This window comes from Herbaspirillum camelliae, from assembly GCF_001929405.1.
In the GTDB taxonomy this organism is placed as follows: Bacteria; Pseudomonadota; Gammaproteobacteria; order Burkholderiales; family Burkholderiaceae_D; genus Herbaspirillum; species Herbaspirillum seropedicae.
The window spans coordinates 808,979-821,546 of record NZ_KV880769.1; the positions used below are offsets into that span (position 1 = coordinate 808,979).

A 12,568-nucleotide genomic window follows, 5' to 3' on the forward strand; every position below is an offset into this window, starting at 1 on the left:
GGTAGAGTGAGCCCGGCGAACAAGGCCTCGAAACCCTTCGTCGAACTCTGCCGACTTCGCCGCAGCCAATAGCGGCCCTGCTTTCCTCCGCGCAAACCCGCATGGGAGACTGCCTGCCCCCGGTCGCCGCCTCCGTCGGCGACCTCGCGCGCGAGGTCATCCATGCAAGCTTCCGAGACTCCCCTGGCCGACGACGTTCCCGTCGTGCGGCTCTTGTACAAGCTCTTGGCCGATGCCGTCAGCATGGGCGCATCGGACCTGCATTTCGAGCCCTTCGAACATTATTGCCGGGTGCGCCTGCGCATCGACGGGATCCTGCATGAACTGGCGCAGCCGCCGCTGAGCCTGAAGGACAAGCTGGCGACCCGGCTCAAGATCCTGGCCCGGCTGGATATCGCCGAAAAACGCCTGCCCCAGGACGGCAAGATGCGCCTGGCCCTGGAAACCCGTACAGTGGACTTCCGCGTCTCGACCCTGCCCACGCAGTTCGGCGAAAAGATCGTGCTGCGCATCCTCGACACCGAGCAGGCCGCCCTCGCACTCGAACAACTGGGTTACGAGCCGGCCCAGTTGCAGGCGCTGCAACAGGCCATCGCGCGGCCGCATGGGATGGTGCTCATGACCGGTCCCACCGGCTCGGGCAAGACGGTCTCGCTGTATGCCTGCCTGCAGCGGCTGAACCGTCCGGGCATCAACATCGCCACCGCCGAGGACCCGGTCGAGATCAATCTGCCCGGCATCAATCAGGTCAGCATCAACGAACGCGCCGGCCTGAACTTCGCGGTGGCGCTGCGGGCCTTCCTGCGCCAGGACCCGGATGTGCTGATGGTGGGCGAGATCCGCGACCTCGACACCGCCGACATCGCCATCAAGGCTGCGCAGACCGGCCATCTGGTGCTCTCCACCCTGCATACCAATGACGCCCCGGCCACGCTCACGCGCCTGCTCAACATGGGCGTACCGGCCTACAACATTGCCGCCTCGGTCAGCCTGATCGTGGCCCAGCGGCTGGTGCGCAGGCTGTGCAGCTGCCGCCGCCCGGCGCGCGATGCGTCGGGCAGCTTCGTGCCGCACGGCTGCCCGGCGTGCAGCCATACCGGCTATCGCGGCCGCACCGGCATCTACCAGGTCATGCCGGTCAGTGCCACGATGCAGTCGCTGATCCAGGCCCAGGCCGGCACCCAGGATATCGCCCGGCAGGCCCGCGCCGAGGGCGTCATCGACCTGCGCCGCGCCGGCCTGCTCAAGGCCTTGCGCGGCGACACCAGCCTGGGAGAAGTCCTTGCCAGCACCTGAACGCAGTCAGGACAGCCGCTTCCGCTGGGAGGGCCTGGACCGCCAGGGACGGCCGCAGCGCGGCGTCCTGCAGGCGCGCGACGCCACTGCCGCGCGCCAGGCGCTGCGCCAGGCTGGCGTACGGGTGGCACGACTGCAGCCTGCCGACACCGCAGTTGCGGCACCAGCGCCGGGTACCTCGGCGCGCAGGGGCCGGCGTCGCATCACCGACAAGCAGATCGTGCTCTTCACCCGGCAACTGGCCACCATGCTGCAAGCCGGGCTGCCGCTGTTGCAGGCGCTCGATATCGCCATCCGTGGCGCCGGCGCCGATGCCCTGGGCGGGCTGCTGGCCACCATCCGCCAGGATGTGGCGCGCGGCGACAGCCTGCATGCGGCGCTGGCGCGTCATCCGCAGCGCTTCGATGCACTGTTCTGCCAACTGGTCCGGGCTGCGGAAAGCGCCGGCGTACTCGACAGCATGCTGGCCCGCATTGCCAGCTACCGCGAGAAATCCCTGGCCCTCAGAGGCAAGGTGCGCGCCGCACTGGCCTATCCCTGCGCGGTGGTGCTGGTGGCGGTGGCCGTGACCGTGGTGATCATGCTGTGGGTGGTGCCGGCCTTCGAACAGATGTTTCGCCATTTCGGGGCTGAGCTACCCCTGCCCACCCGTATCGTGATGAGCCTGGCGCACGCGCTGACACAGGCGTGGCCCTGGCTGCTGCCGGGGCTGGTGATCGCGGCCCTGGCAGGGCTGCAGGCCTGGCGACGCTCGCTGCCCCTGCGCCAGCACGCCCAGCGTCTCTCCTTGCGCCTGCCCTTGCTGGGCGGCTTGCTCAGGCAGGCCGCGCTGGCGCGCTGGAGCCGCACCTTCGGCACCCTCTTGGGCGCGGGCATCGCCCTGGTGCAAGCGCTGGAGACGGTGGCCGGCGCGACCGGCAATGTGGTCATCGGCCAAGCCAGCCTGGCCGTGCGCGATGCGGTGCGCAATGGCGCCTCGCTGCATGCGGCCATGCAGGCCACAGGCGTCTTCCCCGACCTGGCCGTCCAGATGACCGCCGTGGGCGAGGAGACCGGCACGCTCGACGCCATGCTCATCAAGATCGCCGAACTCAACGAGCGCGAAGTCGATGACACGGTCACGGCACTGACCAGCCTCATGGAACCGGCTATCATGACGGTCCTGGGCCTGGTCATCGGCGGCCTGGTCATTGCCCTGTACCTGCCGGTGTTCCGCATGGGGTCCGTCGTCTGACGAACACCCCGATGCCCGATCCACGATTGCCACGATGCCCTTCCTGGAAGCCTACGCCGTCCCTGGCGACCCCATCCTCTGCGCGCTGGCGGCCCTGCTGGGCTTGCTGGTGGGCAGTTTCCTGAATGTGCTGATCCATCGCCTGCCCATCATGATGCTGCGCGAAAGCGCCAACTTCGTGGCGCAAGAGCGTGGTGAGACGCCGCCCCATCACGACCGCTACGACCTCTGGCTGCCCGCATCGGCCTGCCCGCACTGCGCGACTCCGCTGCCCTGGCGCCACAAGCTGCCGGTGCTGAGCTGGCTGCTGCTGCGCGGGCGCTGTGGCCACTGCCAGGCCGCCATCGGCCTGCGTTATCCATTGGTGGAGCTGTTGACGGCGGCACTGTTCGCCGTCGCGGCCTGGCGCTTCGGCCTGGGCGTAACAGGCCTGGCCGTGATGGCCTGCACGGCCACGCTGGTAGCCCTGGCCTTCATCGACGCCCACACCATGCTGCTGCCCGACGACCTGACCCTGCCGCTGATGTGGCTGGGCCTGCTGGTGAACCTGACGCACCGCCTGGTGCCCTTGCAGGATGCGGTGCTGGGTGCTGCGGCCGGGTATGGCGTGCTATGGCTGATCTTCTGGCTCTTCAAACTCATCACCGGCAAGGATGGGCTGGGCTATGGCGACTTCAAGCTCATGGCCGCGCTGGGCGCCTGGCTGGGCTGGCAGGCGCTGCCGGTGATCCTGCTGCTGGCCTCAGCCATGGGCGCGGTGCTAGGGTTGGCGCTGATGGCGGCTGGCCGGCATCGCCGCGGCCAGGCCATTCCCTTCGGGCCTTGCCTGGCCAGCGCCGGCCTCTTGGCGCTGTTGCAGGGACTGGACTGGCTCTGGCGGGGACTTTACGACTACTGACCTGGATTCGCATGACTGCACTTTCTGAACGCTTCACCATCGGCCTGACCGGCGGCATCGGCAGCGGCAAGACCACCGTGGCCGAACTGTTCGGCGCACTCGGCGCGGCGCTGGTCGATACCGACGCCATCGCCCATGCCCTGACTGCGCCTGACGGCCTGGCCATCGCACCTATCATCGAGCACTTCGGCGCGGACTTCATCGATGCGCGCGGCGCCATGGATCGTCCCCGCATGCGCCAGCACGTCTTCGGCAATCCCGAGGCGCGCCACGCACTGGAGGCCATCCTGCATCCCCTGATCCGCAGCGAGACCCTGCGGGCGGCCGAAGTAGCCACCGGCCCCTACGTCATCTTCGTGGTGCCGCTGCTGGTGGAATCGGGCAACTGGGTCGGACGCGCCGACCGCATCCTGGTGGTCGATTGCCCCGAAGAAGTGCAGGTCGCTCGCGTCATGCAGCGCAATGGCCTGCGCCGCGACGAGGTGGAAGCCATCATGGCCGCGCAGGCCAGCCGCCAGGCGCGATTGGCCGTGGCCGATGACGTCGTCGACAACGGCGGCGCCGCCGACAGCCTGCCGGAACGGGTGCGCAACTTGCATTCACAATACCTTGCGCTCGCAGCACAGCGCTGAGCCTGCTTGGCGCTTCATTTGATGCGGCATGCATTTGTAATTTTCTGCTGCATGGGTCAGAATCACAGACATCGCATTGTTGACGAGGTTTTTGCACCCGCGGCCTGTCAGCGGCCTAACAAGTCCGGCTCAACCAATAAAGGGATCATGCTTTGATCGTCTACGAATACCCTTTCAACGAGCGTATTCGCACGCTGTTGCGACTGGAAGACCTGTATGAGAAGTTCGTCTTCTTCCTGCATCAGGAAAGCCCGCATCAGCATCACATCGCCCTTGCCACCATTTTTGAAATGCTGGAGGTCGCCGGACGCGCCGACCTCAAGTCCGACCTGCTGCAAGAGCTGGAACGGCAAAAGCAGATCCTGCTGGCCTACCAGTCCAATCCCAATGTCGAGCCCGAGATGCTCAACGCCATCCTCGCCGAAGTGGACCAGGCCAGCAGCGCCCTGGCTGCCGCGCAAGGCAAGACCGGCCAGAACATCCGCGACAATGAATGGCTCATGAGCATCCGCGGCCGCACCATCATCCCCGGCGGCGCTTGTGAATTCGACCTGCCCACCTACTACGCGTGGCAACAACATCCCTTCGAGCGCCGCTTCCAGGATATTTCCAACTGGTTCGCTCCGCTGATCCCACTGTTCGACGCCATCGCCATCGTCATGCGGCTGCTGCGCGAATCCGGCCATGCGGTGAAGATCAATGCCGAAGGCGGCAGTTACCAGCAGATGCTGCAAGGCAAGGTCTACCAGATGCTGCGCTTGTCACTCGACATGGAGCTCGGCGCGATTCCCGAGATCTCGGCCAACAAGTACATGCTGTGGGTGCGCTTCACCCAGCAGGATGGTGACGAGAAGCCGCGCTCCTTCGAGGGCGAAGTCCCCTTCGAACTGGCCCTGTGCGGCTTTTGAACTGATGTGATGGAAGTGAAGTAGAAAGTATGGCTACGATCGTTGACTGCCCCACCTGCGGGGCCAAGGTGGAATGGAGTGAAAAGAACAAGTTTCGCCCCTTCTGCTCCGAACGCTGCAAGCAAATCGACCTGGGCGCCTGGGCCGAAGAGAAATACACCATCCCGGCCGTGAACCTGCCGCTGGAAGACGAAGGCGACAAGCCCGTGCAGTGATCACGGACTTTTTCGTTCATCCTCGCTCAATTTCCTGCTCAATTTACCGTTTTTCGCCGTATCTCAGCTGATCCAGCCATTCGATCAGCGGGATCGTGGCCGGCAGCAAGGGCGCCACGCCCACGCTGCCCTGCCAGGCGAAGGCCTGGCCTTCCAGGCTCTGCGGCTGGCCGCGCCACTGGCGGCTGATGTAGAAATGCAGGCGGACATGGGCATGCGGATAGACGTGCTCGACACCACACCAGGGCTCGCCGTCGAGCACCTCGATGCCCAGCTCTTCCTTGAACTCGCGCTGCAGGGCGGCGAAGATGCTTTCGCCGGCCTCCACCTTGCCGCCGGGGAATTCCCAGTAACCCGCATAGGGCTTGCCTTCCGGCCGCTGCCCCAAGAGCACATCGCCGTTGGGCTGCATCAGGATGCCTACGGCCACGTCGATGGGCTTGCCAATGGGCTTGCCAACGGGCTTGCCGCTAGGCTTGGACTCAGCGCTCATCAGCCCTGCGCCTTGCCGGCGTAGTCGCGCGCGAACTGCCAGGCCACCCGGCCCGAGCGCGAACTGCGTTGCAGCGCCCAGCGCAGCGCATCGGCGCGGGCCTCGGCGATCTGGGCGTCATTGCAGCCGAAGTGGCGCAGCCAGTGCGCCACGATGTCCAGGAAATCGTCCTGCTTGAAGGGGTAGAAGGTCACCCACAGGCCGAAGCGCTCGGAGAGCGAGATCTTTTCTTCCACCGTCTCGCCGGGATGCAGGTCGCCATCCTCGGTGTGGGTATAGGTGCTGTTGTCGGAAAGGCGTTCCGGCATCAGGTGGCGACGGTTCGAGGTGGCGTAGATGAGGACGTTATCGGACTGGGCGGCGATGCTGCCATCGAGCGCCACCTTCAGCGCCTTGTAGCCACCCTCGCCTTCTTCGAAGGACAGGTCATCGCAGAAGACGATGAAGCGTTCCGGGCGTGCCGCCACCAGTTCGACGATGTCCTGCAGATCATGCAGGTCGTCCTTGTCCACCTCGATCAGACGCAGGCCGCGATCGGCATACTGGTTCAGGCAGGCCTTGATCAACGAGGACTTGCCGGTGCCGCGTGCGCCCGTCAGCAGCACGTTGTTGGCCGGCCGGCCTTCGACGAACTGGCGGGTGTTCTGGTCGATCTGTTCCTTTTGCGGGCCGATATTGTGCAGGTCCGACAAACCGATCTGGGAGATGTGGCCGACCGCCTGGAGGTAGCCAGGGCGCTGCGCAGTGGCGCCACGCCAGCGGAAGGCAACCGCGGCATTCCAGTCCGGTTCGCGGGCCGCGGCCTGGGGCAGGATGGCTTCGACGCGCGCCAGCAAGGCTTCGGCGCGCTGCAGGAATTGGTCTAGCTGGGTCATGGAGGCGCTCAGGAACGATAGTCGGCGTTGATGGACACGTAGTCGTGCGACAGGTCGCAGGTCCAGATGGACGCCTTGGCCGCGCCACGCGCCAGCTTCACGCGCACCACAATCTCCGCCTTCTTCATGACGCGCTGGCCATCTTCTTCGCGGTAATCCGGATTGCGGCCACCGTCCTTGGCAACCCACACGTCATCCAGCCACAGGTTGATCCTGGACACATCCAGGTCATCGATGCCGGCATAGCCGATGGCGGCCAGGATGCGGCCCAGGTTCGGGTCGGAGGCGAAGAAGGCGGTCTTGACCAGCGGCGAGTGGCCGATGGAGTAGGCGATCTGGCGGCATTCCTCGACGCTCTTGCCGTCTTCCACGGCCACCTCGATGAACTTGGTGGCGCCTTCGCCATCGCGCACGATCTGGTGCGCCAGGTGCTGCGACAGGTCGGTGACGGCGGCGGCCAGCTGCTTGTATTCCTCGCTGTCGGCGCTGGTGATTTCCAGCTCGCCGGCGCCGGTGGCCATCAGGATGAAGGAATCGTTGGTCGAGGTATCGCCATCGATGGTGATGCAGTTGAAGGAGTGGTCAGCGGCGTCCTTGACCAGCTGGTTCAGCAGGGCCTGCGGCAGCTTGGCGTCGAAGGCCAGGAAGCCCAGCATGGTGGCCATGTTGGGCTTGATCATGCCGGCGCCCTTGCTGATGCCGGTCATCACCACTTGCTTGCCACCGATGGTAAGGGTGCGCGAGGCCGCCTTGGGCTGAGTGTCGGTGGTCATGATGGACTCGGCCGCGTTGAACCAGTTGTCGGCCTTGAGGTTGCCGATGGCCTGCGGCAGGCCGGCGATGATGCGGTCGGCCGGCAGCGGCTCCAGGATCACGCCGGTCGAGAATGGCAGGATCTGCTGCGCTTCCACGCCCATCTGCTGGGCCAGGGCGGCGCAGACCGACTTGGCGCGCTGCAGGCCTTCCTCACCGGTGCCGGCGTTGGCGTTGCCGGTGTTGATGACCAGGGCGCGGATGGGCTTGCCGGCGCTCAACTGGGCCAGATTGGCCTGGCAGATCTGCACCGGGGCGGCACAGAAACGGTTCTTGGTGAACACGCCCGCCACGGTGGCCGTCTCGGCCAGCTTCATGACCAGCACGTCCTTGCGATTGGCCTTGCGCACACCCGCCTCGGCATGGCCGAGTTCGATGCCAGCGACGGCTTTCAGGTCAGAAGGAACGGGAATCGGGGAATTGACGGCCATGGCGAGCTTTCAGCGTAAAAATCGGAACGGGTATTTTAAACACTTTCCGTCACCGGCTGATGACGCAGGAACTCGGTTTCGATGATCTCGGCGCTCATCCTGGCCCATTGGGCGTATTGGCCAGGGCCGGGATGGAAGCGGTCGATCGCCATTTCATGAGGGAGCGTCCATTGCAGCGAGCAGTAACGCAGGGCGGGCTCGGTGCTGATCCAGTCGCGCAGGGCGCGGTCCAGCTTGCGGGCATAGCGCCCCAGGTACCAGCGCAGTGGCTGCGGCGCCACCGGCAAGAGGTGCATGGGCGGCAAGCCCGAGAAGACGATGTGCTGCACGCCCGCCTGCGCCATCAGGCGCTCGCACAGCAGGCGCAGATTGGCCAGGTAGCGCTGCGGCGGCATCTGCGAAGTGACGTCATTGACGCCCAGCGCCACCACCAGCACCGCCGCCGGACCGATCTCGTGGCGCGCCAGCAGGTCCAGCGCTTCAAGCGAATTGACGCCGCTTTGCGCCACCAGCTGCCAGGCGACCGGACGGCCCGTGCGCCCGGCCAGATGGCGCGCCAGCGGCTGGGCCAGCGCCTGCTCCTGGTGTTCCACCCCCACGCCTGCCGCCGATGAGTCGCCCACCACCAGCAGGCGCAACGGCGCGTCGCTGCCCGCCGCAGTGGCTGGTGCTGGCTCCAGCCCAGCACGCGGGCCGGCAGCTTCCGGCAGACGCAGGGCCGTCCTGCGCAAGCGCCTGGCTTGCGCCAGCAGCAGCGGCCCCAGCAACAGCTTGGCGAGGATCAGCATGCCGCTACCCTCATCAGGGCAGCAGATTCTTGACCACGACCAGCCACGGCCGCGCCGCAATCGGCTGCGCCCGCCCCTGCCCATCCACCGGGATCAGCGATTCCGACACCGAATTGAAGACATTGCCGCCAATCACCCCGGCCCAGCCATCATCGGCATGCACTTCCACCACCACATCGCAATGACCGGCCAGGCCGGGGCGGATGTCATCGATAGACGTGATGTTGTTGTTGCCGCGCGGAGCGCAGATCAGGTCACCGGCGGCGATGGGCTCACTGTCCGCCGGGCGCAGCAGGAATTGCGGCGAGGGCCGGGACTCGCGGTCCTTGAGGAAGCTCAGGTAATTGAAGTGGGTTTCGTTGGGCGCGAAATCCTGCGGCGGCACATTGGTGCTCACCATCAGCCAGGAAATGAAGGCGGCCGACCAGGCTTGCTGGCAGTCAGCGCCAGTCAGGTTCTTACCCACCGCATGCCAATACTCGGCCACGCGCTGCACGGCCTCGCCCTCATCCTCCAACAAACCCAGGCGTGGCGCACTGAAGGGCTCGTGGCGCATGTCGATCTGCTGGTTGCCAAAGAAATCCCACTCGGCCTTGGCCGCCTCCACCAGCGCTGCCCGCGTGGGCGGAGCGGTGCTGATGGCCACTGCGGGCACGGCGGTATTGGTCACCGGGATGGCGGGCGTCACCGGGGCGTAACCGGCATTGTCGCTGTCGCGCCATTGCGGCAACGGCGAGGAAGCGCAACCGGCCAGCAGAACGGCAGTGGCTGCAGCAACACAGGCCAGACGGGAGGATGAAAAAGACAAGGGCAAAGCGCGGACCAGCGTGGCGAGGGACATCTTCTTGTTCTCCTGGGCGGCAGACGATGGCTGCCGGAGCGCCCATGATAAGGCCAGCCGGGCGCTTCATGCAGAAGCCTTCATGCGCCGCGCAGAAAAAAGGCCGTCCACCCTGGCAGGTGGACGGCCTCTTCACATCGGGCTAGGCGGCGATCAGGCCAGCTTGCCGTGGCACTGCTTGTACTTCTTGCCGCTGCCGCAGGGGCAAGGGTCGTTGCGGCCGACCTTGGCGTATTCCGAACCGTCGTCATCGGAACCGGCCTGGGCGGTCGGCGCCAGCAGTTCTTCCGGCGCGGCTTCGGGGTCGAAGTCGGCGTGCTGGTAGTTGACGTTGATGGGCGAGCCACCGGAAATGCTTTCCTCAGCCGCTTCGATTTCTTCGCGGCTCTGGATGCGCACCGTCATGACCACCTTGATCACTTCGTTCTTGATCAGGTCCAGCATCTGGGCGAACAGCTCGAAGGCTTCGCGCTTGTATTCCTGCTTGGGATTCTTCTGCGCATAGCCGCGCAGGTGGATGCCCTGACGCAGGTGATCGAGCGCGGCCAGGTGTTCGCGCCAGTGGTTGTCGATGCTCTGCAACATGACGCTGCGCTCGAAGCCGGCGAAGGCTTCCACGCCGACCACGGCCACCTTGGCGTCGTAGGCGTCCTTGGCCGCCTTCAGCAGATGCGCCAGCAGGTCGTCGTCGGCCATGTCAGGCTCGGCCTTGAGGGTGGCTTCCAGGTAGACGTCGAGCTGCCATTCGTTCTTGAGCACGGCTTGCAGGCCGGGGATGTCCCACTGCTCTTCCATCGACTCGGCCGGCACGTATTGGCGGAACAGGTCGGTGAAGACGCCATCGCGCAGGGAGGCGATCATCTCGGCCATCTCGCCCGACTCCAGCAGTTCATTGCGCTGCTGGTAGATGACCTTGCGCTGGTCGTTGGCGACGTCGTCGTATTCCAGCAATTGCTTGCGGATGTCGAAGTTGCGGGCTTCCACCTTGCGCTGGGCCGATTCGATGGAGCGGGTCACGATGCCGGCTTCGATCGGTTCGCCTTCGGGCATCTTCAGGCGGTCCATGATGGCGCGCACGCGGTCACCGGCGAAGATGCGCAAGAGCGCGTCATCCAGCGACAGGTAGAAGCGCGAGGAACCCGGATCGCCCTGGCGGCCGGAACGGCCACGCAGCTGGTTGTCCACGCGACGCGATTCGTGACGCTCGGTGCCGATGATGTGCAGGCCGCCGGCATTGACCACGTGATCATGCAGGGACTGCCATTCATCACGCAGCTGCTGCGACTTGGCGGCCTTGTCGGCGTCGGACAGGGATTCGTCGGCCTCGATCAGCTGGATCTGCTTGCCCACGTTGCCGCCCAGCACGATGTCGGTACCGCGACCGGCCATGTTGGTGGCGATGGTGATCATCTTGGGACGGCCGGCCTGCGCCACGATCTCTGCTTCACGCGCGTGCTGCTTGGCGTTGAGGACATTGTGCGGCAGCTTGGCCTTGGTCAGGATGCCCGAGAGCAGTTCCGAATTCTCGATCGAAGTGGTGCCCACCAGCACGGGCTGGCCGCGCTCGTAGCAGTCCTGGATGTCCTTCAACATCGCCATGTACTTCTCTTGCGCGGTCTTGTAGACCTGGTCCTGGCGGTCCTTGCGGGCATTGGGACGGTTGGGCGGGATCACCACGGTTTCCAGGTGATAGATTTCCTGGAATTCGTAGGCTTCGGTATCGGCCGTACCGGTCATGCCGGACAGCTTGGCATACATGCGGAAGTAGTTCTGGAAGGTGATCGAGGCCAGGGTCTGGTTCTCGTTCTGGATCTTCACGCCTTCCTTGGCTTCGACGGCCTGGTGCAGGCCGTCGGACCAGCGGCGGCCCGTCATCAGGCGGCCGGTGAATTCGTCGACGATCACCACTTCGCCGTTCTGCACCACGTAATGCTGGTCGCGATGGTACAGGGTGTGTGCGCGCAGGGCAGCGTACAGGTGGTGGATCAGGGTGATGTTGGCGGCGTCATAGAGCGAAGCGCCTTCGGGCAGCAGGCCCATCTGGGTCAGGATTTCCTCGGCCTTGTCGTGACCGGCTTCGGTCAGCAGGACCTGGTGGCTCTTCTCGTCCTTGGTGTAGTCGCCGGGGACTTCGACCTTGCCCTTGCCGTCCGGCGTCTCTTCGCCGATCTGCTGGGTCAGCAGCGGCGGCACGGCGTTCATCTTGTGGTACAGCTCGGTGTGGTTCTCGGCCTGGCCGGAGATGATCAGGGGCGTGCGCGCCTCGTCGATCAGGATCGAGTCCACTTCGTCGACGATGGCGAAGTTCAGTGCGCGCTGCACGCGGTCGTCGGCGTCGAAGACCATGTTGTCGCGCAGGTAGTCGAAGCCGAATTCGTTGTTGGTGCCGTAGGTGATGTCGGCGGCGTAGGCTTCCTGCTTGACGTCGTGTTCCATCTGCGACAGGTTCACGCCAGTGGTCAGGCCCAGCCAGCTGTAGAGGCGACCCATGTCTTCCGCGTCGCGCTGGGCCAGGTAGTCGTTGACGGTGACCACGTGCACACCCTTGCCGGCCAGGGCATTGAGGTAGGCCGGCAGCGTCGCCATCAGGGTCTTGCCTTCGCCGGTGCGCATTTCGGCGATCTTGCCGAAGTGCAAGGCCATGCCGCCGATCAACTGGACGTCGAAGTGGCGCATCTTGAGCACGCGGCGGCTGGCTTCGCGGCAGACCGCAAAGGCCTCCGGCAGGATCGCGTCCAGAGCCTCGCCGCCGGCGATGCGTTGCTTGAATTCGGGCGTCTTGGCTTGCAGTTCGGCGTCGGTCAGCTTCTCGACCGAGGGCTCCAGCGCATTAATCTGGCGGACGATTTTTTGATATTGTTTGAGCAGTCGCTGGTTACGGCTGCCGAAAATCTTGGTCAGGAATGACATGCTTGGATTCTATAAAAGCGCCGATGAACGATCCGGCAGAGTGACGTTGGGCTCCCGGCTGCGCGATTCCAGCCGACAACGCCCGAAAATAAACCATGGATTCTAGCACGCAGGCCCGTGCCAATGGCTTTCGCGCCCGTGCAGATGCTGCATGGGCGTTAGATCGGGCGCGTTGGCCAGGTTTCAATGGGCTGCTGAAAAAGCTGCAGGAGGCCGCGGCGAGCTGCCGGGCCA

The 12,568-nt window shown here is 65.1% G+C and carries 12 protein-coding genes; 6 read left to right on the forward strand and 6 right to left on the reverse strand.

The features are described 5' to 3' along the window. Positions 1-162 precede the first annotated feature (162 nt). The 6 genes from BGK68_RS03715 (at position 163) to yacG (ending at position 5,183) form a co-directional block, all read left to right on the forward strand. Entirely contained in the window at positions 163-1,296 is a 1,134-nt protein-coding gene (locus BGK68_RS03715; protein ID WP_075255981.1) for a GspE/PulE family protein, read from the forward strand. Then, positions 1,283-2,530 (forward strand): type II secretion system F family protein, encoded by a 1,248-nt coding sequence (locus BGK68_RS03720; RefSeq protein WP_075255982.1) that lies wholly within the window; start codon positions 1,283-1,285, stop codon positions 2,528-2,530. Before BGK68_RS03715 ends, BGK68_RS03720 begins: the two co-directional genes overlap by 14 nt. Positions 2,531-2,564: 34 nt before the next feature. Further along, entirely contained in the window at positions 2,565-3,428 is an 864-nt protein-coding gene (locus BGK68_RS03725) for a prepilin peptidase (protein WP_075255983.1), read from the forward strand. Between the two features lie 11 nt (positions 3,429-3,439). Next, a complete protein-coding gene (gene coaE / locus BGK68_RS03730; protein ID WP_075255984.1) occupies positions 3,440-4,060 on the forward strand; it encodes a dephospho-CoA kinase in 621 nt (206 codons plus the stop codon). A gap of 152 nt (positions 4,061-4,212) precedes the next feature. Further along, positions 4,213-4,968: a cell division protein ZapD gene (gene zapD / locus BGK68_RS03735; RefSeq protein WP_075255985.1), complete on the forward strand. Its 756-nt coding sequence runs from the start codon at positions 4,213-4,215 to the stop codon at positions 4,966-4,968. Positions 4,969-4,997: 29 nt separating this feature from the next. Beyond that, positions 4,998-5,183: a DNA gyrase inhibitor YacG gene (gene yacG, locus BGK68_RS03740; RefSeq protein WP_075255986.1), complete on the forward strand. Its 186-nt coding sequence runs from the start codon at positions 4,998-5,000 to the stop codon at positions 5,181-5,183. Between the two features lie 43 nt (positions 5,184-5,226). Here the strand turns inward: yacG and BGK68_RS03745 are convergent, their stop codons facing one another. The 6 genes from BGK68_RS03745 to secA all read right to left on the reverse strand — a co-directional run bounded on the left by BGK68_RS03745 (position 5,227) and on the right by secA (position 12,334). Then, positions 5,227-5,676 (reverse strand): NUDIX domain-containing protein, encoded by a 450-nt coding sequence (locus BGK68_RS03745; protein ID WP_075255987.1) that lies wholly within the window; start codon positions 5,674-5,676, stop codon positions 5,227-5,229. After that, entirely contained in the window at positions 5,676-6,551 is an 876-nt protein-coding gene (locus BGK68_RS03750) for an ATP-binding protein (protein ID WP_075255988.1), read from the reverse strand. The genes BGK68_RS03745 and BGK68_RS03750 overlap by 1 nt, the downstream gene beginning before the upstream one ends. Before the next feature lie 8 nt (positions 6,552-6,559). Next, on the reverse strand, positions 6,560-7,795 hold the full coding sequence (argJ, locus tag BGK68_RS03755; RefSeq protein ID WP_075255989.1) for a bifunctional glutamate N-acetyltransferase/amino-acid acetyltransferase ArgJ: 1,236 nt from the start codon (positions 7,793-7,795) through the stop codon (positions 6,560-6,562). 35 nt (positions 7,796-7,830) lie between these two features. Continuing rightward, complete coding sequence (locus BGK68_RS03760; protein ID WP_075255990.1) at positions 7,831-8,583, reverse strand: SGNH/GDSL hydrolase family protein; 753 nt, start codon at positions 8,581-8,583, stop codon at positions 7,831-7,833. 13 nt (positions 8,584-8,596) lie between these two features. After that, positions 8,597-9,424 (reverse strand): DUF2272 domain-containing protein, encoded by an 828-nt coding sequence (locus BGK68_RS03765; protein WP_233149231.1) that lies wholly within the window; start codon positions 9,422-9,424, stop codon positions 8,597-8,599. 153 nt (positions 9,425-9,577) lie between these two features. Continuing rightward, complete coding sequence (secA, locus tag BGK68_RS03770) at positions 9,578-12,334, reverse strand: preprotein translocase subunit SecA (protein WP_075255991.1); 2,757 nt, start codon at positions 12,332-12,334, stop codon at positions 9,578-9,580. Between the last annotated feature and the right edge of the window lie 234 nt (positions 12,335-12,568).

Bases quoted from the DNA above. Each gene is read 5' to 3' on its own strand.
- BGK68_RS03715 (WP_075255981.1), top strand. From the start codon at position 163: ATGCAAGCTTCCGAGACTCCCCTGGCCGACGACGTTCCCGTCGTGCGG.
- BGK68_RS03725 (WP_075255983.1), top strand. From the start codon at position 2,565: ATGCCCTTCCTGGAAGCCTACGCCGTCCCTGGCGACCCCATCCTCTGC.
- coaE (WP_075255984.1), top strand. From the start codon at position 3,440: ATGACTGCACTTTCTGAACGCTTCACCATCGGCCTGACCGGCGGCATC.
- yacG (WP_075255986.1), top strand. From the start codon at position 4,998: ATGGCTACGATCGTTGACTGCCCCACCTGCGGGGCCAAGGTGGAATGG.
- BGK68_RS03745 (WP_075255987.1), bottom strand. From the start codon at position 5,676: ATGAGCGCTGAGTCCAAGCCTAGCGGCAAGCCCGTTGGCAAGCCCATT.
- BGK68_RS03750 (WP_075255988.1), bottom strand. From the start codon at position 6,551: ATGACCCAGCTAGACCAATTCCTGCAGCGCGCCGAAGCCTTGCTGGCG.
- argJ (WP_075255989.1), bottom strand. From the start codon at position 7,795: ATGGCCGTCAATTCCCCGATTCCCGTTCCTTCTGACCTGAAAGCCGTC.
- BGK68_RS03760 (WP_075255990.1), bottom strand. From the start codon at position 8,583: ATGCTGATCCTCGCCAAGCTGTTGCTGGGGCCGCTGCTGCTGGCGCAA.
- BGK68_RS03765 (WP_233149231.1), bottom strand. From the start codon at position 9,424: ATGTCCCTCGCCACGCTGGTCCGCGCTTTGCCCTTGTCTTTTTCATCC.
- secA (WP_075255991.1), bottom strand. From the start codon at position 12,334: ATGTCATTCCTGACCAAGATTTTCGGCAGCCGTAACCAGCGACTGCTC.